Below are 24,010 nucleotides of genomic sequence, written 5' to 3'. Positions count from 1 at the left end.
GCGTCGATGCGTTCCTCCCGGATTACACCAGTTGCGAGTAGAGGTGGGCGTCGCGCCACCGCTATCCACGCAATACGTCATATCGCTCTTCATCTTCGATATGGCATTCGGCGAGTTGCTCAGCCCTTGCCCGATGCGGTAGAGCGCACGAAAGCGCTCTCATAGGCGAGCGAGATGCGCAAGAACTTGTGGTGTGCCACCTGTGTCCGGAGCCCACCTCATCCCATGGGCTTCACAATCCTGCCGCTGACAGGGACACCTAACGAAGGATTGCAGCCGCATAAGGCGAAATATCATGGTTCAGGCGGCTGGGAAGGAACAGACGAGGCGGTCAATGTACAGCCATGCTCACCAGCGGGTAGGGATGTACAGCCTTGAACTGGGCGATCATCGCCGTTGCCTGTTGCAGCACACGCTCGGCATTGCGCAAATCATCACGAGCAAGCTCGTCGGCATTGATACGTATCGCTTCGGCCATGTTAGTCGACATCGCAGCATAGTGCCTGTCGCCTTCGATGAAAGCGTCGCGCGCTGTATGCTCGAGGGCGCGGGCGATGTCCACGAAAACCTCCTCGCGTTCTTCGATATCGAGATCTTTGATTGTATTAATTCTTTCTTCCATCTTGGCCTCACTCTGAACAGACGTGCGGAAAAAAACCGAGCTCATCAAGCCTCGGTCACACAAGAGCTAGGAAGGAAAAATTTCAGATTCAAGCCCTCAGTGAAGCTTGAACTCGCCTTCGACGCGTCGCCATTCATTCGGCCCGATCAGGCGCTGATGGGAATAACGGACGGAGTGCAGGGGTCCGTCCAGGCGGGTTTGCCAGAAATCCAGGAACCTGTGCATCTCGGGAAAATCGGGAGCCAGATCATAGTCCTACCAGACATACGTCTGCAGCACGGACTCGAAATCGGGGATGCGGTAGAGGATGTGTGCAGTGGTGAGACCATAGCCATTCAGTTTGTGCGGATGATTTCCTCTCGCCTGTCGTCGAGCATCCTGCGGCCGTTAGGCCGGCCCGGTTTGCGCTCCACCAGCGACATCACCGTTCCTCCAGCTCGAAATAGCTTGATAAGGCGGAATGCGGTTGCCCGACTGACGTCTAGTTCGGCAGCCGGCAGCGCCATATCCCCGGCCGCTACCTTGCCAGAGCGACGCAACAGAAATCCTCGGATGCCTCGGCTCGTCGACACGCCTCATCCCAAAGCGCTTCGTCAACCTCCTCAGGGAATGGATCAATCATGCAGAAATACCGTCGATTGCGTCGACGATTGAATCTCACATGAAGTGCCAAAATCCAAGAAGGAATCTCACATTAAGTGCCAAGTCTCAAATTTAGTGCCAAGCTATCTGGTTGAAAATATTAGAAGCGGAATCTCACGGCTAAATGCAAAATGACACCACTCGATGTAGGCCTTACTGACATCACTGCCGATGAGCGCCCTCTTATCACGGTCATATGTATAACCGAACTTGGTGGCGATGGTGGCTTGCTCACGCCTTCCCTTCAAAGCCTCGCCGATCACCTCTTCGCTGTGGCCAGTGCGATAGGCATCCGATGTGTCGAACAGCGTCGCGCCCAGCTCCAGCCCGACATGAATGGCCCGGATCGATTGTGCATCGTCGATGTCGCCCCATCCGTCGTTCATGCCGTCCATTGTGAAATGGCCACCGATCGCCCAGCAGCCCATACCAATGGGTGGCGCGGACATGTCGCTACGGCCAAGTTTGCGGGTAGTGATCATTTTCATCTCCTCATTTCAGTCCAGAAGGGAAAAACAACAATCTGGCCCGGGTCCGGGCCCAGACCGAAGATTGGCGGTGAACATTTTCATACGGGCCGGCGCTGCCGCCACAACCGAGATTCTACGGCGTTTTTCATTCATGAAAAGGCGGCCCCGTCTCTTCGTCCCAAGCGAACAGAATTGCGGCCAGCGCCTTGTGCTCAGACACTCTCGAGATCGGCCGTAAGACTCTCATGGCCAGAAGGAATGCCGCCACGGGTTCATGAACCTCACCTCCTGATTGCGCCCGTCGGACCCGCATCGGCGACTAGAATTGGGACGCAGCGCAAACTGCGTCCCTGAGGTTGATGAGGTCAGAAGGTCAGATCGCAGCCTCGTCGGATGGCGATCTGGACCGGAGACGGCGGGATAGCCGGGTCGAACTCCCCTTTCGGCACCAACGGTGGCTGCGCTAGGAAGCGAGGCTGACTGCCCCGGTGAGGTTGTGCCGCATGGACCAGGAACGGATGGCAAAGGAAAACGGTACCGGCCGGACCAGTTGCCAATTCCTCTGGGCAATTGGCAGAGGACGCATAACCATTGAGCGACAGTTGCCTCAGCGACAGTCCCGCTTCGCCATGGGGTAGAAGCTCGCGCGCAATGATTTTGTGTGAACCCTTTCGAATCCGAGTGGGGGCATCTTTCTCGCCAACATCGGACAACAGGAAAAGCATGAGTAGGGCTCGACCATGGCTCTTCACATTGACCCGCAATTCCATGAAATCGGCGGAATCGCCGAAGCTCATGTCGACGTGCCAGCCATCGTCACCCGGCGGCTCTGCGGATTGAAAGCGAATGGGGAAAGAGCCAAGTCCGCGGGGGTGCACCCAGCGACCCACTCCGACGAGGTCGTCGTAGGCGGCGCGCAGCCTCGGCGTATTGGCAGCCTCCACGAACGGCGGTGTGTACTTTCCGGCAACGCGGATGACAGGCTGGCGCCATTCCTGCGGCCGCTCAGGCGACAGTCCGATCTCGGCCCAAAGTTCCGCCCTGCATTGCGCCGCCAACTCAGGACTGAAAGCGTGATCTATCCTGATGAAACCGTCGTCGATGAATTGCTGGACCTGAACAGCAGTCAGCCCGGTATGGTGTTGATTTGACATGATGGTCTACCATGGCGCCCGCACTGCGGGGCCATTCTGATCTTTTCGAAAAGAAACTGATTGAGCAGCGCTTCGCGGCTCAGATCAGCGGGAAGAAGGAAGACGTGAACATCATTGCTCCTACTTGCTTACGAAGATTGTCCATTGGATGACGGAGTCCCTCGACCGGGACTACCGTTATACGAAGCTCCCGCCAGACTCCTACTCTGGAATCATTCCCGCCGTCAGGTTGACGTAGGCGGCCGTCATGGACCGGGCTTTGTCGGAGGCCAAAAAGGCTGCCGTTTGCGCCACGTCATCCAGGGTCGGCAATCGCCCGAGCATCGTCGTCTGGGCGCCGCCACCGAGCCATTGGTCGACCGTCAGTCCCAGAGCACCGGCCTTTGGTGCAAAGAGTTCGCCAGTATAGGATCCCGCTTGCGGGGCATCGGAAATCGCATGCGGGCCCAAACAGACGACACGAATGTTGCGCGGCCCCAGTTCTGCTGCCAGAACCCGGGAGAAGGCCTCTACGCCTGCGCAGGTGACACTATAGCCCAGATGGCCAGGAGGTGCCGTGCGTCCGGCAGGCGTCGAGAGCGTGAGGATGACGCCCCGGCCTCGCTTGCCCATATGCGGCACCACCGCCTTGCAGCTGTTGAACAAAGAGCTCAGGAAATTCTCCACCGGACTCATGAAAGTAGCGAGATCAAGGTCATCGATATGGGAGCCCTGATCGTGCATGAAGCTGGTCGCATTGATCGCGACGTCAATGCCGCCGATGCGGGCGCCAAGAATCGACAGGGCCTCCGTCGTCTCCGTCGCGTCGAGGCAATCGACCTTGAATGTCTCGATAGTGCCGCTGGCGGCGCCCGCCTTGTCCGCCGCGGTATCCAGGCGCTTTTGGTTTCGCGCGCCAAGCCACACGCGGCCGCCTTCCGCAACGAATTCCTTGGCCATGGCGGTGCCAATCGCGCCGCTGCCGCCGAAAATGACGATGTTCTTTCCCTTCAGAAGCATGAAGTCCTTCCTTTTCCGTATGACAGGCAATCCCCCTGCCATCGCCGCCTTTCGACGTCGTGCCAGTTGATCGCTATGGGAGTAACTGCTATTCGTCAACTGAATGGTTGACAATGATCTTTTAGACCACGCACACAGGGGCGTCAACCATATGGTTGACGAAAATCATGATAGCTGAAGACGAAACGCTCGACGCCATCTTCCATGCGCTGTCGAACCGCACCCGGCGGCGACTACTTGCTGATCTCAGCGTTCGGCCCGCCCGTGTCAACGAGCTGGCGCGGCCCTATGACATGTCGGTCAATGCCATTTCCAAGCACCTCTTCGTGCTGGAAAAGGCCGGGCTGATCGAGCGGCGGCAGGAGGGGGGCAGCCAGGCCTGCGTGCTCGCGCCAGGCGCGCTTGCCGACGCCGATGCATGGATTTCCCATTACCGGCAGTTTTGGACGAGCCAGCTGCACGGCCTCGCGCAATTCGTCGAAAGCCGGGATGACAGTTGATGCAGCCGACCGAGCTATTTGTCTCGCAGGTGGTGAAGGCCGAGCGCCGCAAGGTGTTTGCCGCCTGGACGAATCCCGAGCTTGTCCGGCAATGGTGGGGCCCGCCGCCCTTTACATGCCCGGTCGCCGAGATCGACCTCAGGGTGGGCGGCAGCTACCGGCTTGCAAACCTGGGGCCGGATGGTCAGATCATATGGATCAGCGGCACGTTCACCCGCGTCGAAGTTCCGGACGCGCTGAGTTACACTTGGATGCTAGACACGCACAGCTCCGGGCCTTCCCTGCTGCATGTCAATTTCTTCGATCACCCCGATGGTACCGAAGTTCGCATTCACCATGAGCGCTTCGCCGATGTAACTGTGCGCGACGAACATGCCTTGGGCTGGCAGGGCTGTCTCGGCAAAATTGCACTGTTTGCGGCTGCCAACATGCGTTGACCGTATCAGTCCCCGGTCACTTCCTCTGCCCGGATGCGGCCGCGATATTCACGTACTTTGGCTCTGTTGCCGCACGTATCCATCGAACACCAGCGGCGAGGCTTCGACCTCGAGCTGTCAAGGAAAAAGCCGCCGCAAGGATCGCCTTCGCATCGGCCGATACGCCTCTCGATGGGTATGAGTTCGAGGCTCGCAATCGCCAGAGCTACGCGTCTAACCGGTAGCATGAAGCGCGATCCAGGATCGCTGTTCCTGCCGGGCACCTTCTCCGAATGCAGTCCGCCATCACCGAGCATCTCAGCCAGTAATGTGCGTAGCGCCTGCATCGTTTCGTCCATCCGGAGGGAACTCATTCGATGCTCAAGCCGATCACGCCAGATTCGACGCAGGTACAAGGCGGCACGATGTGCCGATGCGGCGTCGTCGGGATTGTCGGGCGCCTGGCCTTGCAGCAAGCCAACCTCCTCCTCAGTCAGGAGCCCGGCCGGCAACGACCATTCCACCAGGGCGGAATAGCTGGGGATGAAATCGACCTGACTGCCGCCCCGCCAGTGCAAGGTGTTGGCGAAATCGAGCGCCGGATCCCCGGCCAACATCCGCATCCGTCCAAGGTCGGAAAAATACGCGCGCAGCGCGGGCAAAGGGGCTGCTGATCGGGCCATGTAACCATTTAAGCAGCGACAGCATGATCTGCAAGCAAGACGTTGGCTCGAAAAGGCCACCCCTCATGACTTGATTCCCTCGCATAGCCCATGTAACTACCTAATAGGTTACATTAGTCAGCCCCTCTGTGATCGGATTGAGACGATGCTGGACATCAAGACATGGGCGGCCCTGTCGCTCTCTTTGCTGGCACCAGCGCCACAGGTAGAGGCGCGCCAGATCGACGACCTCTATGTCGCTAAGGCAATCGTGACCGGACAGGGAGAAAGGAACCGTCAGCCCGGTTTTAGGGATTGCCTTGAGCGTGTACTGATCCGTGTGTCGGGCGACCAGCGGCTGCCGAAAAACCCGGGCTACGAACGGCTACGGGCCAGCGCAGGAGACTACGTGAGTTCCTTCTCCTATCGCGACCGGCTGGCGGGCAAAGCCATTCACGACGAACAGGGTACCTACGACCGCCCGCACGACCTGACTTGTCGCTACGATCTCGCGGTTATCAACAATGTGCTTGCTAAACTCGGAAGCCGTCCCTGGCTCGAAAAGCGACCGACGCTTGCCGTTTTCCTCGATGTCCAGCCTAAGGGCTCCCCTTACCGTGTTTCGCCTGTCGATCCGCGTGATCTCGCGATGCGGGAGTCTTTTGCGCTTGGCGCCGAACCGATGGCTATGCAGGTTCGCTTTCCGGCGCAGGGCGATATAGATGCCTGGGCGCTAGGTCCCGCCGCCCCCGAACTTTTAGAAAGGGCCGAAGCGGTCGGCGCCGATCTGCCGCTGGTGGGCCGGCTGATGTGGAGCGACGCCGATCTCGGCTGGGTGGCAACCTGGCGGCTGAGCGCTGGCGGCATGGAACAGCGCTGGACGGTTCGCGGCGTCAACTTCGACGAGGCCTTCCGTGTGGCCGTGCGCGGGGTTGCCCAAATCCGGTCGGGAAACGGCAGTCCTTGAAATCAATCGGCCATGTCGGTGATACGGCCATCGAATCGATAGACGCAGCCGGTCTCGCTCATTTTATCCGCAACAATTTCGTCCTCGGCCCGGTCCCGACCGTGCCGGAAATTCTGCTCCACACGGCAGGTCCAAGGAGCTGTATGCGGCGGCTGGCGGAGCGATACGAACACTTCAGAACGCCCTATTGGGCGTATCTCTGGGGCGGCGGATTGGCGCTCGCCCGCTACTTGCTTGATCATCCCTACGTGGTCGAGGGCCGGCGCGTGCTAGATCTCGGGACAGGTTCAGGTATTGTTGGCATAGCATCCGCAAAGGTGGGGGCTTCCCAGATCATTGCTTCCGACGTGGATCCCTACGCCATCGTGGGCAGTTCAGTGAATGCCAAAGCGAACGGAGCCGAGCTCTTGCCGCTGCTCGGCGATCTCACCGCCGGGCCACCACCGCAGGTCGACGTGGTGCTCGTCGGCGACCTCTTCTACGACGCGGTGTTGGCGGCACGCGTAACTGCCTTTCTCGACCGGTGCCTGGGGGCGGGCATGGCGGTCCTTATCGGTGATCCCTATCGCGCTCACCTGCCTACGACGCGGCTGGATGCGATCGCCAATTATCCCGGCCCGGACTTTGCCGGCTTGGCGTCCGATGCGGGTAGGCTCAATACCGTATTCCAATTCCGGACCGAGACTCATGCAGAGGACCGGTAGAGGGCCACGGCGGCCACGCTTCGGTAAAGCGGTCCGCCGCTTGGCCCTCTGCCGTCAGCCTACTATCGGCTAGCGTTGCGCATCTTCTGCGTGGTGCAATCTGACGGCCAAGGGCTCGCCATGGGGAAAGCTGACTATCTCATCCGGCAACGGCCAGTTCGCGATTGCTTCCGGTTCGCCCTCCGCATCGGGGGCGACAGTCGCGAGCTGCGAAGCGAGTTGGTCCAGAACTGTCCTCACCTCGCTCGGCAACCCGTTTGAAATGGGAGAAAGGTCCTTTGACGGACCCCAGTAGTCCCACGGTTTCAGTTCCAACTTACGCAGGGCCGCCATTTCTCGAAGCAGGCTTCCCGCTACGAACCACTCCCCCTCAAGATTAAGGCTAGACACGCCAAATCGCGAGGCCATCTCCGGATTGCCTTGGATCCGGAACCATGCCTCGCTGGCGGTTAGGAATCGCTCACTCGGCACATCCAAGGTATCGAAAGAAACGCCTCCAATAGCCGCAAACTCAACGTCGAGCCGTTTCCAACGCCCGCAGTCATACCATTCGCAAAGCCAATGATCTTCCCAGCAGCCAGGTACCAGATAATCGGCAAACCCGACACGGAGGCGAGCTGGAACGCCTCGCTCACGAAATGCACTGACGGCTATTATAGCGAATCTCGGCATACTCCGCCGACCTTGGGCTGTGTGTCGTCGCCGTCAAGCAAATTCCGGTTCGCAGCGACAGATAGGATATCGGTCACCGAGCGGAGGTTCAGATCGGAGGCTTGTTCATCTGTGAAGCCACGCTCCTTGGTCTCAGCCCCGAGCGGATGCTGCAAGAACGAACTAATCCACCGGGCAATTGAACGAGGCTCAGTGCCAAAGCGCAACAATGTTTCTCGATAAGGCCCAGGTTCGGAATAGACGCTTTGGGAGGCATAGAAGTTCTTACTCATTGATGTCTCTTTTCCGTTGAGAATGAGACACGATAAGGAGGGCAAATTTTGGAAAATTGTCAATCGGACACTGTTGGATTCCACGCGGAATAAACGGTCTGATTGCGGCGTGTAGCCACCTATGCAGTTACGCAACTTTCGACAGGACGTTTCAGGAGCCACTCGAAAAACCCGGGTTGACCCTCACGCAGCGTGAGGGCTTAGGCACTTTTTTGGAGGATGCAGACCTTGAGGAGTTACACCGTAAAACAGCTTGCTCATCTCGCCGGGGTCTCGGTCAGGACTCTGCACCATTATGACGAGATTGGCCTGCTGCGGCCTGCATTCACCGGAACGAACCGCTACCGCTACTACGGTGAGGAGGAGCTGCTGCGGCTACAGCAGATCCTCATTCACCGTGCCTTTGGCATGCCGCTCGCAGAAATCGCGGCAGTGCTGGATGCTCCCGACTTCGATCGGCTCACGACGCTGAAAGCGCAGAGAACCCGGCTCGCCGAGGACGTCGAGAGGCAGTTGGCGATGATTGAAACCATTGACCGCACGATAAAGCGGCTGGAAGGAGAAATCACCATGAAGGATAAGGACCTCTATTCGGGGATCGTCGCGCCGGAAAAGCAGGCCGGGTATGAGGCTTGGCTGGCCGAGCGTTATGGGCCGGATATTAACCGCGAGATCGAGCGGAGCCACGCCAAGATGGCTGCGCTGTCTGACGCCGACATGGCGGCGTGGATGGAAGAACTGCGGGAGATCGAAAACATGCTGGCGGAGGGCTTGCGTCGGGGTGTGCCACCGCAATCCACCGTGCTCGATCCGGCACTGAAACGCCATCGCCGCTGGGTCGGAGCCAGTCAAGGAGGCGAATGTGGCCCGCACGCCTATGCCGAATTGGCGAATATCTACCAGCATCCCGACTTCCAGGCACGCTATGAGGCGATCGAGCCCGGTTTCGCCAACTATCTCGTCACTGCAATGAAGGCATGGGCGGGACGCCAGGGTAGGTGACGGCAGCGCCTCAGGAAGCATAGCTCCGGTTTGTCGAGCAGAGGGGCGCGGATCATTCGTGGGCCCCTCACGCTGCTAGCCGTGTGGTTGCTCGTGTGGAGGAGAAATGCTAGGCGTCGACCTGAAAGAACCGCCTTGGAGTCATTGCATGGGAACCGCCAAGTCAGCAGATCAATAGGCCGCAACAACATTTGTTTCGTTGTTGCGGCGCTCTGTCGAGAAGATCCCATGGAGGGTAGAGGCAGAAGCCGCCAAATGTTCTCGTTTGAGCGGATACCTCGCTATGTCTCCAATTCGTGATTCCTGGCGCTATACTTTGCCCGTGGCGCTCTTGCTAATGGCGCCTTTCGATATCCTCGCGTCTTTGGCAATGGATATCTATTTGCCTGTCGTTCCTGCCATGCCGTCCGAGCTGGACGCCACTCCGATTGTCATCCAGCTGACACTGAGCATCTACATTGCTGTGCTCGGCGTGGGCCAGCTGATTTTCGGACCGATATCAGATCGCATAGGGAGACGACCGGTTATTCTGTGTGGAGGCTTCCTTTTCACCTCCGCATCGTTTGGTCTCGCCAGCTCATCAAGCGTCGTGTTCTTTGTTCTGCTGCGGTCGGCCCAGGCACTGGGCGCGTCTGCTGTGCTGGTCGCGACTTTCGCGACCGTGCGGGATGTTTACGCAAACCGCCAGGAAAGCGTGACAATCTACGGGCTGTTCAGCTCCATTCTGGCCTTTGTCCCAGCTCTCGGACCGATCGCGGGAGCGATGATCGCAAACGAGTTTGGATGGCGCGCCATCTTCGTCACGCTGGGTACAGTGAGCTTGTTGGCCACAGTGAATGCGCTGCTTTGGTGGAACGAGACACGTCCGGTAAATGCGTCACTCGTGCGACGGCGGTTCCGGCCGGTTTTGGAAAGCCCCGCGTTCTGGACGTATACGCTTGGTTTTAGCGCGGCAATGGGGACCTTTTTTCTATTCTTCTCGACGGCACCAAGTGTCCTCATCGAAAGAGCCGATTACTCAGAGCTGCAGTTCAGCCTGGCATTTTCGACTGTAGCAATCGTCATGATTATCACCACGCGCTTCACGCGGCGGCTCATCGAGCGAATGGGGATTGCCCGCAGTCTCAGCTCCGGTATGGTGGCCTTAATACTAGGGGCGGCACTGCTCTGTGTGGGAGAGTTCCTGGAGTGGCCGTCGTTTGCGACCTTTGTTCTCCCCATGTGGGTCATGGCCATCGGAATTGTTTTTGCGGTGTCTGTCACAGCCAACGGTGCCCTTGCTGGACTTGAGGATGTGGCCGGATCTGCCGTCGCCCTCTATTTCTGCACCCAAAGTCTGATCGTTACTTTGCTCGGTACGGTTGTCCTCGTAGCCCTACGGAGTGACACTGCATGGCCAATTGTGGTCTATTCGTTGCTGATGGCCGCAGCGGTACTGACAGCCTTAAGGATGCTGCGCCGATACGACAGGGTACAACAGTAGGAACCAGACAAGGGGCAGTGAACGAACACTGCCCCTTGTCTGCTTTCAGGCAGCCGTGTCTAATTTCCAATGCTTTGATCGATCGACGAGTCTCGAAAGATTGCTCATGACTGCCTTTTGTCGGGGGAGCGTAGCCGGAGCTTCGTGCTGCGACCTGCTGTAGATGCCGTGTAGGCGTCGTGGCTGCGGCATTGCACCGTTTCGGCGATCACCGCGGCGACGCCCCCTGAGTTCTAACGGCACACTTTTCGCCCATTAGTCCTTCGACAGCAAGCCAGCTCTCATAATTGCCTAAAGATCGCCACTGCCGCCGAGACAAGTTCGGCATTGTCGCGCGTGATCTCTCCATTAGGAAGGTGCTTTCCGTCCTCCAGGCCCACACGCGTCGAAAGATGTTCCAAGCGCGCGCGCCGCACGAAGGGCCAGACCGTTTGGTCAAAACCGTGCAATAGGATCGGCCGTTTCACGTCGGCCTTTCGCAGGACCGACAGGATGCCATCGCAGCTCCTCATGGCCGCCTCATCGTCGCTTTCATGATCGAGCTCGACGAGAATGCGCAAGACCCGGTCATGACCTTCCGTTTTGACGAATCGTTCCGCATCCGCGACCGTTGCCAGACCGGCTTCTACACCGATCCCCTTGCGGTGAAGCAGATCCATAACGCCGGGCGCATCGGTTTCAGAGAGGTTGACGGATGCGTAGTCGGGAAGGACATGCCAGCGGGCAATAGCTTCTCTGGTGCGCTCCTCGTTGCCCTCTATCCACGCGCCGGTCGAAACGCCAATGAATGTGCCGGGACAGCTCTGACGTATAGCGGCAACCGTTTCGTCAACCGCAGCCAGGGTCTCACGCCCCGCTCTATCGCGGGGATGCACATGCAGTTCCGCAGCGCCAGCTTCGACAACGGCAACAGCATCCCGCACCATGTCCTCAACGGTGGAAGGGAAAAGCGGATGGAAATCCGGGTCTCGGCTACCATTGATGCATGCTTGGACTATCATGTCATAACCTTTCAGTTATTGGTTCCACCAACCCTCTGGCATATTCGCAGGTTCCGTCGCCCGGTCACCATGACAAAACCAGATCTCCCCGGAGGCCAAGGCTGGTACGTCAGCCTTTGGACCGCCAGGCCTCCACCAACTGGGCGACCTCGTGGGCAAGACGGTTCAAAATACGCAACGATCCCTCGTGGTCGCCACTGGCAAACCCGTTCCAGATCATATCAATTCGATCGGCAAGCTCGGCCGGTGTGACAGGCAAGGAGGCGGCAAGCCGCATGGCGCCCTTTTCGTTCATCACATACGTACCGTTCATGGCACAGATCACCTGGGCCATGCAGGCCAGCGCTCTAAAGATCGAGCCGGCGATATAGCTCCTGTCGTTCCTGCCAATCGCCTTGGCCGCATTGCCGGCGGCAAACGTGATTTCCCATTGAAACTGCTCGACAAGTGCCAGACCAAGCGCGCGCGGATAGGGATCGAGGCGCTGCTTCAATTTATCAATGCTGCCGTTCGCGTCGAAGATCGACTTGCAATGGTGGATTTCCGCCAACCAGATCGTCGAGACGAAGCCATGGGGATGGCCGGGTTGGTAGTCCACCTGGACAATGCCGTGCAATGCATCGTCAATCGTCGCTTCAACATCCTCCACACAGCGATAGAGCAGGTCCACGGGTGTGCCGCCGACGGTCAGCCAGCCACCTCCGACGATCCGGGGACCCCATTCGCCGATTGGGGTTAGCGATGTCCCGGAGCCGGGATCTACGAAAGGCGAGATCGCCCGTACCAGGTCCTGAACAAGGAATGGAGACTGCGAATGAAAATAGAGACCGAGATCATAGTCCGACGCAGGGCCTGCATCGCCCCTCGCACGGGAACCGCCAAGCACGACAGCCTCAACCCCGGGGGCAGCGGCAAGGGCGGTTGCCATCCCTTTGATGGCAGGATCAAACATCAGAATATTTCCCTAGGTCCAGCAGGATACTTGTTGACGGGAGTGGGGCAAATGGATCTCCATTGAAATCCTCACCCTCGAACTCAGCCTCATGGTCTCAAATTAATCCAGTGGCGATTGAGTTTGAAGTCGTCTCACACATGCTCAGTCGATCTTTGCTGTCGCCAATAACGGAAGCTTGAATTGAACCCACACCAGTTAAGAACATTTCTTGCCGCTGCGCGATTCGGTAATCTGACCCGGGCGGCCTCGGAAGCCAACTTGGCGCAATCAAGCCTGAGCGATCAAATACAATCGCTCGAGCAGGAGCTAGGCGTTCAGCTGTTCGAGCGCGGCCGCCACGGAGTGGCGCTGACACCAGCAGGGCATGTGATGCAGACTTACGCAACGGAAATCCTGGCCTTAAACGAAGAGGCCAAGAATGCGATCCGTGCCTCCGCAGGGAACGACGATCAGAGCCTAACGATCGGGACACTTGAGACGATCGCAACCGAGAAACTGGCAGCCTTTCTCCCACGATTTCGATTTGTCCACCCCGATATCGGTCTGACACTGAAGATAGGCGGGAGCGGCGACCTTCAGCGCTGGCTTGAGGATGGTTCAATCGAACTGGCGATCACTTTTGATCGTGGTCAGAAAGACGAGCGCTTCATTGACCGCAAGCTGTCGCACGAACCGATGGCGCTGATTGCGGGTGTAAATTTCAGGGCGCTGCCGACCGTCACCTTTGCGGGCCTTAGCGAGTTGCCGTTCATTGTGACGCAGGAAGGCTGTGTCTACCGCCACCTCTTCGATAAAGCCTTTACTGAGGCAGCGGTCGCACCGCCGCCTATAGCAACGCAGGTCGACAGTGTCGCCACGATCATCCGGCTTGTCGCAGCTGGTACAGGATACGGTCTGGTTCCGCAACTTGCGCTCAATGCCTATCCGACGCGCGGTGATCTACTCGAGCTGCCTTGGCCGGGAAAAACGCCGACCGCGTCGCTGGTAATGGTCTGGCGACGCAGACGGGTGCAACCGCCGCCCCTCTCATTGATGCTTGCTGCGGCGCAAAAGGAATTGCAATCCTTCAGACCAGCCGGTGCCCCCCTTCGACATGAAGGATAGTGCCGGTGGCAAAACCATTGCCGATCAGGAAGCGAACTGCATCGGCAATTTCCTCTGGCCGGCCCACCCGGCCCACGGGCAGTCGTTGTGCCATCGCGTCGAGCGTCGCCTCCTTCGCGTCGCCTGCAACAAAGTTCCAGATAGGCGTATCCACCCATCCCGGCGAAACGGCATTGATGCGGAGCGGCGCGAGTTCGACGGCCAGAGCCCTCACAAGTCCCTCAAGCGCCGCATTGACCGCGGCAACCACCGATCCGCGCGCCGCCGGTCGATAGGCCGCAACCCCCGACGTAAAAGTGATGGAACCCGATGGAGGCAGGCAGGGGGCGCCGTACTTGGCAAGCAGTAGAGGACCGTAGAACTTGCTTTCCACCACTCGCTGAGCCGCAGACAACTTCATATCCGGCAATAGCTGGTAGGCCCCCTCAATATCAGCTGCTGTGCTGACAATGTGGTCGGTGCGCCCGCGATTGCGGAAGAAGGCAGCGACCTGATCTTCTTGTGTCACGTTAAGAACGGCAGTGCGAAGTCGTGAACCCTCACCCAGCACACTTTTTGCGGCTTCAAGCCTCTGCTGCGAGCGACCCACAATGGTCACACTCGCGCCCTCGAGAAGGAGCCGCCGCGCAAGCGCCAGCCCCATGCCGGAGCTCCCACCCACAATAACAATCTCTGCGTTTTCGATCTTGATGTCGTTCATGTGCATCTCCTTTTCCGATGGTAAGAAGATGTGTTGCTTCGACCGGCAAATAAAACGGAAGGTTCCGATTGTGCCATCGGTTTGTCCGATGGACGCTTTGCCCAATATGGTCCCCTTCGCACAGAGGGCGACAACGCGCTTCAGCCAACTATATGACTGCATGCGTCCTTGGAGGCTTTGAGGGTGCAGTTGGTCTCCATTCCTTGCGGGCGGGCAGCCCGTGCCTCACTTGGTATCGCTGGCCCGCCCTCGCTCTGTCGCCCGAAGGGCCTCGAGCAGCAGACCCTGCATGAGACGCTGGAGTGCATCGGTCGCCTCCCGAACATCGGCCATTGCCTTTCCTACTTCCACTTCCTTGAGCGGCAGGGCACTTGCCGACGCAAGCTCCCGCCGCGCCTCGCGCAATTGGCGAAGCGCCTGAACGGTTTGCTCTCGGTTTTCTCGCAAGAGCCGACGAAACTCCGTGCGGACATCATCCGGATATGCCGAAAACGCACCTTCAGCCAAAATGGACATTGCAGGGGCGTCACGATCCCTTTTGAACACGTAGCCGAGGGAGAAGGCATTTCCGAGCAGCGACGCCATGAAGACGGCCAACAGGAGTAAGCGAGGCCAGGTAAATCGTTTCACGGGCGGCTTCCTTCTTCTTGTGTGAAGATCGACGTATGCGCCACTTCGGAGGGGGGGACGCCAATGGCAAAGGCCAGAAGGGCGTCGTCGGAAATGTCTATTCGCGCCCCTGCTGCCCAGTAGCCACTGGCCGCAGACAGCGTGATGACAAATGCCGTGCTTGCCGCTGTTGCCGGGATTGACCACCATCGAGGACCAACCGTAGGCCCAAACCGGCGCCTGGACTTTCCAACTCTTGTCATCACGTGGCGAACGAGCACGGTCTCGTCGACCGACGTTTCCGTCGCTTCGAGAACAAGATAATCGAGCGTTTCATCGTCGCTGAGCCCGGTAAGCCGGTGCCCAGTCAGAAACCGTGATGCCTCCTGTCGAAAAGGCGCCGGCCATGTCGCGGTGTCAGGCCCAAACCTGACCTTCAGGTTCTCGAACTCGTCTGTGTTCATTTTGACAGCCTTTCATCCCTTGGTTCGGATTCACCAACCTTCGTGAGCCGGGCGCGCAGCGTCCGCCTTGCCCGCACCAGCAGCTGCTCTACCGAACCGGCACTGGTTCCCATAGCTTCGGCGATCGAGGTGACGTCAAGGTCAGCAACAGCGCGCAGGAGTAGCGCCATGCGCTGGCGTTCCGGTAACGTGTCGAGACCGGCGCGGACGATGGCCAGTTCCTGGCGTGAGCCGATCAGCGTATCCGCTGGCGGATCGTCTGATGCAAACACATCGTCGGTGTCGTCAAATCCGAGAAACAGCCGGAACCGGCGCCACCGCTTCACGTCGATGCATCGGTTAACGGCAATCCGGTAGATCCAGGTGGTCGCGCGTCCTTTTGCGGGATCGAAACGCTTTGCGTTATTCCAGACGGAAAAGAAGACATCCTGAACGACATCCTCCGCCTCATGGGCTCCGCCGAGATAACGTGCAGCGAGTAGCTGCAGGCCCCGTCCGTGTCTGTCTATCAGTTGCCGGAGGGCAGGCTGCTCGCCAGCAGCAATACGGGCGAGCAGCTCCTCGTCATCGAAGCGCTCCGGCAGCCCAGCTGGTTCCGGGACACGCGCCTGGCTCACGCGGATTTATCTCCAATGGCGGCGGATGACGCCGACTGTTCCGCCGGGGCCATTGTGAACCCCGATGGAACGCACGCGATAGGGACCTCGCGCCGTCGCAGTATTGCCCGAGTACGTCCGGCCATCAGGACCCGTGGCCGAGTAACTGCGGCGGCAGCGATCGACCACACCATCACGGCAGGTCGAACTCGAGGTGTAGGTCGCGCCGTTCGGCCCGACGCGCGTCGTTTGTCCCTGATAGATGTTCCCGTCTTTCGTTCCGTTGCGGGTGATCTGACCGCCGCTTCGCGTATCCCGCGTCAACTCGGCCGACATCGCCGGCATCGGAACCAACGTTACGACAACACCCAGTGCGGCAAAGATTGTCTTCCAGCAAGTCATCATCGTCATCTCCTCATTACCAATGGAATTTTTGGTTGTAACTGCAATCAACTCAACGGTTGACCAGAATGCTGCGAATGACGAGAAATTCGCCGTCCGACAGTTTCTCATCCCCGTCCCGGTCAGCGAGATCGAAAAGGGGCGTGCGCGCTCGAAACTCGTCTGCGGACACCTTGCCATCGCCACCGGTATCCAGACGGAACATCTGGTTTCCGACAAACGCCTGCATCGCCATCGCGTGATCCATAATCGCGTCACGGAGCCGTTCCGTTTCATCCTGGTCGATTGCGCCGTCTCCGTTGGCGTCGAGGCGCGCGAACAGTTTCCCGCGCGCCTCCTGAATCTCGTCGCGCGTAACAGCACTGTCCTTGTTCTGGTCAAGCCGCTGCAGAACAGGCAAACTTGTTTGCGCCTCCGCCGAGAACGCTGGCACTGAAAGCGCCGCCACCAGCGCCGCGATGCGTGCGTATGGCTTCAGTTTCATTGGTCGTGGTCCTTTTGTTGCGTTGTTTCCGGCCGCCGATGGGCAGCGACACGAACTGATACGACGCAGCTGCATGCCTCCTACGCCATCGCCTTCCGAATTCGACAGGCGGAGCACGCAGCAGAGATCCTTCCCCTCAAACAGAAAAAAAGCGAGACCGCTCGTAGGCCCCCCGGTCAGCGCCCGTAGAAGAGGGCATTGATGCCAATCCCATCTGAGAAAAGGGGAGAATAGAATGAACGTGAAACCGCTGGCTTGCGTGATGTTTTTTCTGGCGACCGGGAGCGCTTGTGCGGCAGACGGACAAAAGGCCCGTCAGGCCTTCCGCCAAATGGATCAAAATGGTGACCGAGCACTTCAGTTCAGTGAGCTGCAGGCGGCGCGCGCCATTGTGTTCGATCGTCTGGACGCAAATCGAAATGGCGTGTTCGATAAAGATGAGGCAAAGGTCGCCCTTGAGCGTGCGAGAGCGGGCGGTAGGCTTCAAATGGCAACCGCTGGGGGCTTGGAAACGCAAGCACACCGGATGGACACGAATGGCGATGGTCGAATTGCGAGGGCCGAATTTGCTCAGTTCGTTCCTGATCGTCTTCTGCACGCAGACAGCAACGGCGACCGCAGCCTTTCCCTCTCTGAACTCAGGGCTCTGCGCAAACGTTAATCGCCGCCCTCCCTCTCAAATGGAGAGATCCAAAACCATGATTAAGATAATCACCGCATTGGGCACAGCTACATTGCTGATTTTAGCCTATGCCGCTCCCGCATCTCGTCGAATCCGATCTTTCCGATGTAGGCGAGACCCTCGTCGATCTTCTGGAACATGCGTCCGTCGAACAGGTCCGGCGTGTGCACGATGTGACCGCTGGCCCGCAAGTCGTCGGCGAACGCGCGCACACCCTTGGTCAGCCCCTGTGGGTGGTGGAACAGCAAGACCTCACTCATAAAGGCCTCCGGGTGACATGGTTTGGTGCACGTTCGATCAGTTTCCCAGTTTTTTGTACTGCTCAAGCCAAGCTCGTTGCGGTCTTGAATGCCAGATCTCTTCGCGCCGAACGCCGATGTCCACCAGAATATGTTCGGACTGAAAGAACAATTGAGCTGATCGAGAGCATCCCTTGGAGCTTATTGAGGGGAGAGAAGTGGGTCCGTTCCGTTGCTTGCCCTCAATAAATAACCGATAGAAGATTCTGTTCACCTTCATTTTCCACAAAGTCATTCGTGTTTCCCCCACGCGCGCCAGCCGGCAGCATCTTTTCAGCGAAGATGCCCCAGTGGTGAGCATTCAAGAGTTTCGGTCATTCGGTCCCGTAATCAGCAGCCCTGAGCTGCGGACATGGGAATCATAAGGAGGAGTTCGCCCAGTCGGGCGAACTCTGCACACGCAATCTCCAGACGCGTTATCTGAGTCTTTGGGTATGTAGCGCCTAAAGAATTGAGCATCTCGGGCGCCCTCTCTGAAGTAAAACATGGAAGCCGCGGCCTTCAGGGCATGTGCCTACCGCTTCACCCGGACGCGCGTTGCTCAATCAGTCCAACGCTCCCAACGACGATCCATTCTCCGGTGAACCCGATATTCGATCCTTGCATCGCGCCGTGCTGCCGCTCTCGGATTGTAGTAGGGCTGACCGACGTAATAGCGCTCGTAGACGACGGGGTCATAGGTGATCATGGGTACGCGAACGTGCACCGCCCCAAGATAGGTGCCGCTCAGCCAGCCGCGATATCCATTCCAGCTGACGTCGCACCAGCGGCCCTGATCGAGACATCCGAACACAGCGACGGTTCGGCCGACTGGGACCGTGGTGATTGGCTGATACCCAACGCCTGGGCCTGTCCTCAAATTGAGGTCTGCCTGCGTGACTGCCGATGCGGCCAAAGCCGATGTAGAGGTGAAAAGAAGTAGAAGAAGGGACAGTGATTTCTTGAGCATGATTGTCTCCAGCATCTCGGTTGAAGGGTTGAGTTCACCGTGATACGGCCGGCTGACTAAACTCCTACGCGGACATGGGCATCTCTATCTACAGTGCAGGCGATCTACGCCTCCGCCCTAAGTGTGTTTCGGCGTGCAAAATTGGCTCTGACGCAGTTTTGGTGGTCAGGGGACTATCCGGCGCCAATGACGCGGGCCTGAAGGAGGTCGATTTTCCCTCGGCCGTACATCTGGCGTTTTACAAGCTTGAGCTTGGTAATCTGCCCCTCTGTCTGTCCATTTGACCAGGGCGAACTGATCGCGGCACTCACGGCTGCTCGGTCTTTGGCAACACCATTGGCGAAGGCCGCGACCAAGCTTGATCGGGCGCGTTCCAGCCATGGTTCGAGATCGGCGAGAGATTTCTTGCGGATCATGGCTTGGAAAGCGGCGACGACTTCCCGCGCTTCCACGAGTTGCGGCACGCCGACTTCAATCGCGGCAACCGTAACGGTCTGAGACTTGGAGAGATCGTCGCGACCGATGGTCATGAGGCGTGCGACAGCCCGTGCCGACGGCGTACGGCTCAACGCCTCGCAATCCATCCTTTCCGCCTTTCGTCGACGCGTCGCCCATTCGGTTACGACGCGAAGGCAGCCATGGAATCCTTGGCGCGTCAGCTCTCGCCACAACTGTGTGCCATTGCGGTGACCGGGACTCCACTGTGCGTCGAGCCATGGGAGGTAAACTTCAAGCGAGTTCTCCCGCACGCGGAACACCTCGGATCGCTGACCGCGTAGCACTCGCCTGACGAGGCCACGACTGTGACCGGTGCGACGAACGATTTCTTTGATTGCAACACCAGACTTGGCCAAGTCCAGAATGACGGCGTTCGTGTCTTCTCGATGAAGATATCCCTGATATTGGATCCGCTCAGCGGCCGTCAGCAGGTCCGGATTGATCGTTGCGGACCCGATCGTTGTTCTGATCTGGCGCATGGATTTCCGGACGGCGTCGAGGAATGCCCGACTGGCGTTCTCCATCAAATGCCATCGATCGGCCACTTGGGTTGCCTCAGGCAGTGCCTTGGCTGCAGCAAGGGCGTAGGCGCCACCGCGGTCGCGGGCGACAATACTGATCTGTTGCTGATCCAAAAGCCAGGCCTGAGCGGTTGCCGGCTCTCGGTCCGGCAGAAGTGCAATGGTTTTACGCCGTTCGAGATCGCAAATGATCGTCCCGTAACGCTGGTTGCGCCGCCACGCCCAGTCGTCGATGCCGATCACCGTCGGCGGGACGAAACGCGGCGTGCCGCGCCGTCGGACGACGCGCAACAAGGTGTCGTTGCTGACCGGCACCATTAGTCTGCGGGCGATAGTCGCCGCCGGTGCCCACCCAAAGCAAGCCCGAGATGATGGACGATATGATCAAGTCGCGCAGTACGCCGCGCCCACGGCGCCAGGACATCTGCCTCGAACCGCTCGGTAAAGATCCTTCGGCCACACATCACTGCGTCACAGTAGAACCGGCGTGCGGCAATAACCAATCGCACAGACTTTCCTGCAATGGGAAGATCCGTCAGGCGTCGGTGATAACGGCTGTGTATCCGCTCTGATCTTGTTCCGCTGTCGTTTGGCACTTAAACGGATTCTTCCTCAATTTCTGTGGTTAACAGAGTGTTAGCGCCGCTATTGCTATCAGCGGGGATGCGAACGAAATTGAAATGGTCGCCCGGCCCAGGGGTCAAAGTTCTGGGTATCGCCCTTCAAGATGCAGAGAACTGGGTTGTTTCTGCCACTGCGAAACCTGTGGGTATCTGCCCGGATTGCGGAGCGCGAAGCCGGCAGCGGCACGGCTGGCATAACCGCCGCCTCCAGGACTTGCCTGTTCAGGGTCAAGTTGTGAAAATAGACCTCGCACTGAACCGGTGGCAGTGTAGACACCGAAAATGCGGGCGACGGACATTCACCGACAGGTTGCCCGAGATTGCTTCGCCCTACATGCGACGAACTGAACGGATGGCTGAGATAGTGGGCTTGATTGGCCGCAGATGGGCGGTCGCCCGGGTGAATACTTGATGCGTCGGCTCGGCATACCGGTCAGCGACGACACGATCTTGCGACAACTGAAGCGCGACAATCCGGTGTCCATACAAAAAGACAATATTCGTTGTGGGCATTGATGATTGGAGCTGGCGGCATTCCTCGCGCTACGGCACGATCATGGTCGATCTCGAGCGTCATTCGGTCGTCGATGTTCTGGACGACCGCAGCGTCGAGAGCGCAAAAGCATGGTTGCGAGAACGTCCGACTATCGAGGTCGTTAGCCGAGATCGCTGTGGCCTATATGCCCAGGCAGCCCGGGAGGGCGCACCGCAGGCTCGCCAGGTCGCTGATCGTTTTCATCTGGTCCAAAATCTCAGGGAGGCAATCAAGGAACAGATGAGCGTTTATGGTCACGCCCATGTCAGACCCATTCTCTCCGAAGATGCTATCGTCAGCGCCAGGTCACAACAGCGCCGCGCCCGCTTGGCGCACAGGCAATCTCGTCAGGAAATATTCGACACGCTTCAAGCTTTGCGGCAGCAAGCCTCACCTAGAGCGAGATTGCAAGGCGGACCGGATACGAGCGCCGCAGCATCGCAAATTGGCTTACTTCCAATGCACCTCGAGATAGAAATCGGACGGCATTGAATCCGACTTCGCCATTGGATTTTGAAGCTTTCCTGGCTGAATGCTGGAAAAATGGAAACCGGGTTGGGCGCCATTTGTTTTACGATATCAAGAACCGCGGTTACACGGGCAGCCGCTCCAATCTGGAGCGCCTGTTGAAGGTGTGGCGTGAAGTCGGAAATCTTCAATCCGACGAGCCGCCTCCGGATGTGGATGTTTCAGAACCCGTCCGCGATCCCGACACGGGCCATATGATCCCGTCTGTGGTGGCTGCAGCTTTGTGCATAAAACCGCGCGGCCTGCTGACCGATCGTCAGGCCAGAAAGGTCAATGCCTTGAAACAGGGCTCGACGGTCTTCGCCATAATGCGTGGCTTGGCCATGCGCTTCCACGGCATCTTGCGCAGCAGGAGCTCGGAGGCACTGGATGAATGGATCGACGATGCCATTGATACCGAACTCACGGCGATCATGCGCTTCGCCAGCGTTTTGCGCCGGGATATCGATGCCGTCAAAAATGCAATCGAACTCCCCTGGAGCAACGGTCAAGCGGAAGGGCAGATCAACCGCCTCAAGATGCTGAAACGAGCAATATACGGTCGCGCCGGCCCAGAACTGATGAGGGCGAGAATGCTGCCGCTGAATCACAATTTGAGGATGACCCCGTTTAAGTGCCAAAATGACAGGATCGAAGCTTCAGATTCATCCGGACCGACAGAACGGCATGCGCGTGCCGCGCTTCGATACAGACCACCGGCACACCGGCCCTCTTCAGTTCATGCCAGAACCAACTCGACATAGCACCGGTCTCGAAGCCAACGCGTTCAGCATGCGGGGCCTTCTTCGCGAGAAGCGCCACCAAAGCGCCAGGATCCGATTTAGCCCTGCCCTCGAAGATCAGGCGACGGGTCTCGTCAACGACGCAAACAGCCATCTCCTTCTGTGAGACGTCCAATCCGACATACTGTTCATTGTGATGTCCCGTTGTCACTGGGACCAGTTTGCCGCCATCGAGGAGACTGGGATATGCGGCAGCAATTACGTCATCGTCCGGAATGTTGGCCCTTATCGGCGTCCGACCTTGACCACAATCCTCGCCGAGCACGCTTTCGGTTGCGACCTGGTGGAGGCGGTTGAGTAAGTGCATTTCAAGGAACGCAATGTAAATCGGCTGCGGCTTGGACGTTGCTTTAGTTGTCTCGGTTGACAAAGTTGCGTCATTCTCCATATTAAGGACGACGGAGATGAGCTATGATCGACAAGACACATTCGAGGAAATCGAGGAGTTCGGCGAAAACCCGCGGCAAGACGCCGTTGGGCATAGTAACGATGTTCACCATGAAGGGCGATGCCATCAAGGCGCTTTCTGGGTTCAAGCTGCCTGCCGGGGCCAAGGTTGCGATCGTGTCGTCGAGGCCGGAGTCCGTCAGGGAAATCAGGAAGACCACCCTTGGTCGTGTCGCTCGTGTCACGGAAGTGATCGAGAAAGAGCCCGGTCAAGTTCGGGCCGATTCAAAGCCGCTCGTAGACAGGTCGGCTTTCGAGCCAGATGCCCGCAGCCGGGCCATGCTCGAAGGCATCCGCATCGCCGAGGAGGATCTGCGAGACGCCGGCGGAGCCTATGACCTCGATCAGGTCCGCACATTGATGCGCGGCGTGTCCCGGCAGGCGGTCGACAAGCGCGTGCAGGAAGGTTCGTTGCTGGCTGTTCCCGGCCCTAGCAATCGTCGCAGCTATCCGACACTCCAATTCAACCGCGACGGTACGGTCGTGCCCGGTCTGAAAGCTGTGCGTGAAGCCTTGCAGACCAGCAATCCATGGTCGGTGCTCAACTTCCTTTCCCACCCGGATGTGCGATTGGACAACCGCAGGCCCATCGATCTGCTCAAGTCCGGCAACGTTGATATCGTGCTTGACGCTGCGAGGCGGCACGGCGAGCAGGGGGCGTGAGCGGCCCGCTGCCTCCCGCCGACCTCAACCGGCGCCAGCCGGAACTGGTGGAGCTTCCGGCGGGAGAAAGCCTTCATCGCTTCTACGCGGCCAAGCGGGACCCGATCTTCTTCGACACCTCTACGATGGGGCGCTTCAATGCTCCTGATGCTTCGTACGGCGTGCTCTATTCTGCCAAGGAGATCGCCGGTGCTTTCGCAGAAACATTTCTGCGGACACCGGGCCGCACGCTGATCGACGCCGATCTACTCCAACGGAAAGCCTATCTCCGCTACAGCACTAACAGAAATTTGAAGCTGATCCGCTTCGCCGGTCCAGGTCTCGCACGGCTCGGCGCCACAGCTGAAGTCTCGCATAGTGGCTTGCCATATGACGTTCCGCAGACCTGGTCGAAGGCATTGTATGGACATCCCGTCGAGGCCGATGGCCTTGCCTATTTTTCTCGTCATGATGATGCGGAACTCTGCCACGCACTTTTCGATCGGGCGGCCGATGCCGTTGTCGAAACAGAACGGCGGACCGACCTCGACCAGAATTGGTTCTGGCGGATCGGTGAACCCTACGGAGTGGGATTTGCGCCGTGAGTGCGGTAACCTGGCCCGC

26 protein-coding genes and 5 pseudogenes are annotated in these 24,010 nt (G+C 58.5%); 11 read left to right on the top strand and 20 right to left on the bottom strand.

Annotated elements, in window-relative coordinates; translation table 11 throughout:
- Positions 1-331: 331 nt before the first annotated feature.
- The 6 genes and pseudogenes from EDE05_RS17480 to EDE05_RS17455 all read right to left on the bottom strand — a co-directional run bounded on the left by EDE05_RS17480 (position 332) and on the right by EDE05_RS17455 (position 3,887).
- Positions 332-622 carry a hypothetical protein gene (locus EDE05_RS17480; protein WP_134102100.1) on the bottom strand — a complete coding sequence of 97 codons (291 nt, stop codon included), beginning with the start codon at positions 620-622 and terminating at the stop codon, positions 332-334.
- Positions 623-718: 96 nt separating this feature from the next.
- Positions 719-961 (bottom strand): annotated as a pseudogene (locus EDE05_RS17475) (aspartate-semialdehyde dehydrogenase).
- A complete protein-coding gene (locus EDE05_RS17470; RefSeq protein WP_208325221.1) occupies positions 958-1,161 on the bottom strand; it encodes a hypothetical protein in 204 nt (67 codons plus the stop codon). Before EDE05_RS17470 ends, EDE05_RS17475 begins: the two are co-directional and overlap by 4 nt.
- 243 nt (positions 1,162-1,404) lie before the next feature.
- Positions 1,405-1,752, bottom strand: a pseudogene (locus tag EDE05_RS17465) (aldo/keto reductase); the annotation flags it as partial.
- Positions 1,753-2,099: 347 nt separating this feature from the next.
- A complete protein-coding gene (locus tag EDE05_RS17460) occupies positions 2,100-2,888 on the bottom strand; it encodes a phytanoyl-CoA dioxygenase family protein (RefSeq protein WP_134102094.1) in 789 nt (262 codons plus the stop codon).
- A gap of 201 nt (positions 2,889-3,089) precedes the next feature.
- Positions 3,090-3,887, bottom strand: coding sequence for an SDR family oxidoreductase (locus tag EDE05_RS17455; RefSeq protein ID WP_134102091.1), 798 nt, complete (start codon positions 3,885-3,887; stop codon positions 3,090-3,092).
- 167 nt (positions 3,888-4,054) lie between these two features.
- On the opposite strand from EDE05_RS17455, the gene EDE05_RS17450 reads away from it, so the two are divergent.
- Both EDE05_RS17450 and EDE05_RS17445 read left to right on the top strand, forming a co-directional pair.
- On the top strand, positions 4,055-4,387 hold the full coding sequence (locus tag EDE05_RS17450) for a metalloregulator ArsR/SmtB family transcription factor (protein ID WP_069061748.1): 333 nt from the start codon (positions 4,055-4,057) through the stop codon (positions 4,385-4,387).
- A complete protein-coding gene (locus EDE05_RS17445; protein WP_134102088.1) occupies positions 4,387-4,824 on the top strand; it encodes an SRPBCC domain-containing protein in 438 nt (145 codons plus the stop codon). The genes EDE05_RS17450 and EDE05_RS17445 overlap by 1 nt, the downstream gene beginning before the upstream one ends.
- 5 nt (positions 4,825-4,829) lie before the next feature.
- On the opposite strand, the gene EDE05_RS17440 is transcribed toward EDE05_RS17445, so the two are convergent.
- Entirely contained in the window at positions 4,830-5,465 is a 636-nt protein-coding gene (locus EDE05_RS17440) for a CGNR zinc finger domain-containing protein (protein ID WP_166675478.1), read from the bottom strand.
- A gap of 166 nt (positions 5,466-5,631) precedes the next feature.
- On the opposite strand from EDE05_RS17440, the gene EDE05_RS17435 reads away from it, so the two are divergent.
- Both EDE05_RS17435 and EDE05_RS17430 read left to right on the top strand, forming a co-directional pair.
- Positions 5,632-6,432, top strand: a complete 801-nt coding sequence (locus EDE05_RS17435; RefSeq protein ID WP_134102083.1) for a DUF2066 domain-containing protein — start codon at positions 5,632-5,634, stop codon at positions 6,430-6,432.
- Complete coding sequence (locus EDE05_RS17430) at positions 6,429-7,136, top strand: 50S ribosomal protein L11 methyltransferase (RefSeq protein ID WP_245519933.1); 708 nt, start codon at positions 6,429-6,431, stop codon at positions 7,134-7,136. Before EDE05_RS17435 ends, EDE05_RS17430 begins: the two co-directional genes overlap by 4 nt.
- A 653-nt stretch (positions 7,137-7,789) precedes the next feature.
- On the opposite strand, the gene EDE05_RS27265 is transcribed toward EDE05_RS17430, so the two are convergent.
- A complete protein-coding gene (locus tag EDE05_RS27265) occupies positions 7,790-8,080 on the bottom strand; it encodes a hypothetical protein (protein WP_245519932.1) in 291 nt (96 codons plus the stop codon).
- 219 nt (positions 8,081-8,299) lie between these two features.
- On the opposite strand from EDE05_RS27265, the gene EDE05_RS17420 reads away from it, so the two are divergent.
- Together EDE05_RS17420 and cml are read left to right on the top strand one after the other, a co-directional pair.
- Positions 8,300-9,082: a MerR family transcriptional regulator gene (locus tag EDE05_RS17420; protein WP_245519931.1), complete on the top strand. Its 783-nt coding sequence runs from the start codon at positions 8,300-8,302 to the stop codon at positions 9,080-9,082.
- A gap of 283 nt (positions 9,083-9,365) precedes the next feature.
- Positions 9,366-10,565 carry a CmlA/FloR family chloramphenicol efflux MFS transporter gene (cml, locus tag EDE05_RS17415; RefSeq protein ID WP_134102077.1) on the top strand — a complete coding sequence of 400 codons (1,200 nt, stop codon included), beginning with the start codon at positions 9,366-9,368 and terminating at the stop codon, positions 10,563-10,565.
- A gap of 281 nt (positions 10,566-10,846) precedes the next feature.
- On the opposite strand, the gene EDE05_RS17410 is transcribed toward cml, so the two are convergent.
- Together EDE05_RS17410 and EDE05_RS17405 are read right to left on the bottom strand one after the other, a co-directional pair.
- Positions 10,847-11,566 (bottom strand): 3-keto-5-aminohexanoate cleavage protein, encoded by a 720-nt coding sequence (locus EDE05_RS17410; RefSeq protein WP_134102074.1) that lies wholly within the window; start codon positions 11,564-11,566, stop codon positions 10,847-10,849.
- Positions 11,567-11,675: 109 nt separating this feature from the next.
- Positions 11,676-12,518: a nucleotidyltransferase domain-containing protein gene (locus EDE05_RS17405; protein WP_134102071.1), complete on the bottom strand. Its 843-nt coding sequence runs from the start codon at positions 12,516-12,518 to the stop codon at positions 11,676-11,678.
- Positions 12,519-12,701: 183 nt separating this feature from the next.
- On the opposite strand from EDE05_RS17405, the gene EDE05_RS17400 reads away from it, so the two are divergent.
- Entirely contained in the window at positions 12,702-13,625 is a 924-nt protein-coding gene (locus tag EDE05_RS17400) for a LysR family transcriptional regulator (RefSeq protein WP_134102068.1), read from the top strand.
- On the opposite strand, the gene EDE05_RS17395 is transcribed toward EDE05_RS17400, so the two are convergent.
- The 6 genes from EDE05_RS17395 to EDE05_RS17370 all read right to left on the bottom strand — a co-directional run bounded on the left by EDE05_RS17395 (position 13,588) and on the right by EDE05_RS17370 (position 16,880).
- The gene (locus EDE05_RS17395; protein ID WP_134102065.1) at positions 13,588-14,325 is read right to left on the bottom strand and encodes an SDR family oxidoreductase; all 738 of its coding nucleotides are present in this window, start codon (positions 14,323-14,325) and stop codon (positions 13,588-13,590) included. The two genes, EDE05_RS17400 and EDE05_RS17395, sit on opposite strands and share 38 nt — an antisense overlap.
- A 225-nt stretch (positions 14,326-14,550) precedes the next feature.
- The gene (locus EDE05_RS17390) at positions 14,551-14,955 is read right to left on the bottom strand and encodes a periplasmic heavy metal sensor (protein WP_134102062.1); all 405 of its coding nucleotides are present in this window, start codon (positions 14,953-14,955) and stop codon (positions 14,551-14,553) included.
- Positions 14,952-15,398, bottom strand: a complete 447-nt coding sequence (locus EDE05_RS17385; protein WP_134102059.1) for a hypothetical protein — start codon at positions 15,396-15,398, stop codon at positions 14,952-14,954. The genes EDE05_RS17390 and EDE05_RS17385 overlap by 4 nt, the downstream gene beginning before the upstream one ends.
- Positions 15,395-16,015 (bottom strand): sigma-70 family RNA polymerase sigma factor, encoded by a 621-nt coding sequence (locus tag EDE05_RS17380; RefSeq protein WP_134102056.1) that lies wholly within the window; start codon positions 16,013-16,015, stop codon positions 15,395-15,397. The genes EDE05_RS17385 and EDE05_RS17380 overlap by 4 nt, the downstream gene beginning before the upstream one ends.
- A gap of 6 nt (positions 16,016-16,021) precedes the next feature.
- Positions 16,022-16,399, bottom strand: a complete 378-nt coding sequence (locus tag EDE05_RS17375) for a hypothetical protein (RefSeq protein ID WP_105372897.1) — start codon at positions 16,397-16,399, stop codon at positions 16,022-16,024.
- A 49-nt stretch (positions 16,400-16,448) separates the two neighbouring features.
- The gene (locus EDE05_RS17370) at positions 16,449-16,880 is read right to left on the bottom strand and encodes a signal transduction protein (protein ID WP_134102053.1); all 432 of its coding nucleotides are present in this window, start codon (positions 16,878-16,880) and stop codon (positions 16,449-16,451) included.
- Between the two features lie 235 nt (positions 16,881-17,115).
- Here EDE05_RS17370 and EDE05_RS17365 point away from each other — a divergent pair, with 235 nt between their 5' ends.
- On the top strand, positions 17,116-17,541 hold the full coding sequence (locus tag EDE05_RS17365; RefSeq protein ID WP_134102051.1) for an EF-hand domain-containing protein: 426 nt from the start codon (positions 17,116-17,118) through the stop codon (positions 17,539-17,541).
- A gap of 92 nt (positions 17,542-17,633) precedes the next feature.
- Here the strand turns inward: EDE05_RS17365 and EDE05_RS17360 are convergent.
- The 3 genes and pseudogenes from EDE05_RS17360 to EDE05_RS17350 all read right to left on the bottom strand — a co-directional run.
- Positions 17,634-17,822 (bottom strand): annotated as a pseudogene (locus tag EDE05_RS17360) (dienelactone hydrolase); the annotation flags it as partial.
- A gap of 580 nt (positions 17,823-18,402) precedes the next feature.
- Complete coding sequence (locus EDE05_RS17355) at positions 18,403-18,810, bottom strand: SH3 domain-containing protein (protein WP_166675477.1); 408 nt, start codon at positions 18,808-18,810, stop codon at positions 18,403-18,405.
- A 173-nt stretch (positions 18,811-18,983) separates the two neighbouring features.
- Positions 18,984-20,407, bottom strand: a pseudogene (locus EDE05_RS17350) (ISL3 family transposase); the annotation flags it as partial.
- 85 nt (positions 20,408-20,492) lie between these two features.
- Here EDE05_RS17350 and EDE05_RS17345 point away from each other — a divergent pair.
- Positions 20,493-22,096, top strand: a pseudogene (locus EDE05_RS17345) (ISL3 family transposase); the annotation flags it as partial.
- Positions 22,097-22,124: 28 nt separating this feature from the next.
- On the opposite strand, the gene EDE05_RS27260 reads toward EDE05_RS17345, so the two are convergent.
- Positions 22,125-22,391, bottom strand: coding sequence for a hypothetical protein (locus EDE05_RS27260; RefSeq protein ID WP_245519936.1), 267 nt, complete (start codon positions 22,389-22,391; stop codon positions 22,125-22,127).
- A 317-nt stretch (positions 22,392-22,708) separates the two neighbouring features.
- Here EDE05_RS27260 and EDE05_RS17335 point away from each other — a divergent pair, with 317 nt between their 5' ends.
- Positions 22,709-23,407, top strand: a complete 699-nt coding sequence (locus EDE05_RS17335; RefSeq protein ID WP_245519930.1) for a hypothetical protein — start codon at positions 22,709-22,711, stop codon at positions 23,405-23,407.
- A complete protein-coding gene (locus EDE05_RS17330; protein WP_134102045.1) occupies positions 23,404-23,991 on the top strand; it encodes an RES family NAD+ phosphorylase in 588 nt (195 codons plus the stop codon). The genes EDE05_RS17335 and EDE05_RS17330 overlap by 4 nt, the downstream gene beginning before the upstream one ends.
- Positions 23,992-24,010 lie beyond the last annotated feature (19 nt).

It is taken from the genome of Neorhizobium sp. R1-B, from assembly GCF_004368875.1.
Lineage (GTDB): Bacteria > Pseudomonadota > Alphaproteobacteria > Rhizobiales > Rhizobiaceae > Neorhizobium > Neorhizobium huautlense.
The sequence above is the reverse complement of the archived record's forward strand: the minus strand, read 5'-3'. Positions and strand labels throughout refer to the sequence as shown.